The sequence below is a fragment of the Peribacillus aracenensis genome (assembly GCF_025175645.1).
GTDB lineage: Bacteria > Bacillota > Bacilli > Bacillales > DSM-1321 > Peribacillus > Peribacillus aracenensis.
Genome location: NZ_JANZMJ010000082.1, coordinates 1 through 2,063, shown reverse-complemented (window position 1 = coordinate 2,063; position 2,063 = coordinate 1). Strand labels below are relative to the sequence as shown.

The 2,063-nt window shown below is 33.2% G+C and carries 2 protein-coding genes; one reads left to right on the top strand and one right to left on the bottom strand.

The features are described from left to right. Nucleotides 1-399 precede the first annotated feature (399 nt). Entirely contained in the window at nt 400-864 is a 465-nt protein-coding gene (locus N0M92_RS28975) for a phage tail protein (protein WP_260289015.1), read from the top strand. 125 nt (nt 865-989) lie between these two features. Here the strand turns inward: N0M92_RS28975 and N0M92_RS28970 are convergent, their stop codons facing one another. Further along, entirely contained in the window at nt 990-1,907 is a 918-nt protein-coding gene (locus N0M92_RS28970) for a class I SAM-dependent methyltransferase (protein WP_260289014.1), read from the bottom strand. Nucleotides 1,908-2,063 lie beyond the last annotated feature (156 nt).

The window sequence follows — 2,063 nt, the reverse complement described above, 5'->3', positions numbered from 1 at the left end:
TTAGCCTGATTAACGGTTTTGTGAAACAGAGAAAAATCCTTCCAAAAGGGTTTTGGAGGGTTATTTGGCATGGCCAAAAATAGTATATCATAAGGGAAATGAAAATATTAGAGAAAGATATTGACATCCTATTAGCTGGTTTAGTTCATTAAGAAACTTGTGCATACCTATATCGTGAAATGTCATGCGGAGACATGCTGATTGAAATGTAACAATATTTTCTCTTGAATCATTTTTGGTATAATATTTGGGCAGGTGAGAAGAATAATTTGAAGTCTGGCTATATATGCATGTTTCTTTGACCAAAATTTAAAAGAAATAATTTGAAGAATGGCTTAGTTTTTGGTGAAATGTGGATTCCCGTTGTTAGGAAATAAAGAGTGAAAAGGAGAGATGTTAATGTCCTATATCGTTGATTTTAAAAATGTGTCTACGGTTGGTTTAGAGTCTTCACCTGTAGTAGAAACGCTTGCTGGTTTACGTGCTAATGAAGCCCGGTATTTTATGAACAAATACAAGCATGAATTTACGGTTGTAGCAGCTAGCGAAAGCCAGGAGACCCTTGATTATGTGAACCGAATTTTGAAAGAAGAACGTGATATTGAGTTTGCGGCCAAACCTTTAGAAACTTCGCGTTTTCAATTGGAAAATATCAAATTTGCCTACGTCTTTTATGAGGATGGTCTTGAGGTCAATGTCATGTATACGGTTGATGGCCCTAAGAAGCGGGCCGTTGGTTTTAAGCTTTCTGAGGGGATGGAGGTACCAAAAGAGTTAGAGGAGAAGTTTAAGTTTGCTAGGCAGAAGTCCAAACTAGCTGGCACAATTCGGGGCTCGTTTTTTGTAATTAAAGGAGAATACTAAAGGTAGGCCAGATTGTTGAATAACTTGCAGTAGGAAAATTAGAATATATAAATTTTAGATAATAATGAGTATAACCTCCCAATCATATGGAGATTGGGAGGTAAGTCTGGTATTACACCGAAATATTATTTTTTTACAGCATGAATGTAATGAATCGTTTCGAATGCAGACAAATAGTCTGTACGACTACGAAAGAATTCATTATTAATAGTAACAGGTGATAAATGTTCATAAATGAGTAAACCTGAGTTTTCTAACATTTTCTCCGTTTCATCATAAGTAAAACATGATTTCATTGGCTCACCACTAGCTGAAGCCATTTGAACCATGTTTTGAACTCGATTAGACATTCCTTTTTCTTCAAAAAGTTTGTCGTCTGCATAATCAAAAACAATAGAACTTCCTGAGGGAACTTTGGTAAATAATTTATTAATCAAGTTGGCATTTTCCTCTTTTGTTAAATAATAAGAAACACCTAAAAGACTAAACAAAGTTTTTTCATTAGGCATAAAACCTTCTTCAACAAGATTTTGAACAGTGAATTCTTTGGTAAAATCCATTGAAATAAAATGAAGATTATCCGGAATTTGATAATCAGCATTTGCTAACCTTATCTTTTTAAAGTCTTGTGTGGCTGGATAATCAACTTCAAATATTTCTATACTGTCGTTTAATTCTGGGTGTCGGAAACAAAAGGTATCTAATCCAGCTCCTAGAATGACATACTGTTTAACGCCTAGCAACATTTCGTGAAATAATACATTTTCGCAATAGGCAGCACGTGCCAAAGGAGTTGGAGAGAGTTGAACTTGTGTAATCCATTTTAAAATTTCATCTGGATGATCTTGAAACTTCCTTGCAATTTTATTATTAAAGAATTGAATTCCTTTAATCATGTTCTCACTAATATCTGCAAATTCTTCTTGGGTAATTAAATCCTTTGCAATAAAATCATCAAAAATTTTGGGTGTGTCATATTTACTGTGGTATGCTCGACCAAATGCTGATATTAAGGAAGTTAAGCTTGATTCATTTTTCTTCATACATTAATCCTCCCATATAACAAAAGTAAGATTCCCCTGGCCAGGGGAATCTTATTATAAACATAAATTTTTTAACTGTAAATTATAGCATAAATAAATTTTTTTGTCAATTATTTCGTTTTATAATAACTAATAAATTTCTATATATTATGGTAA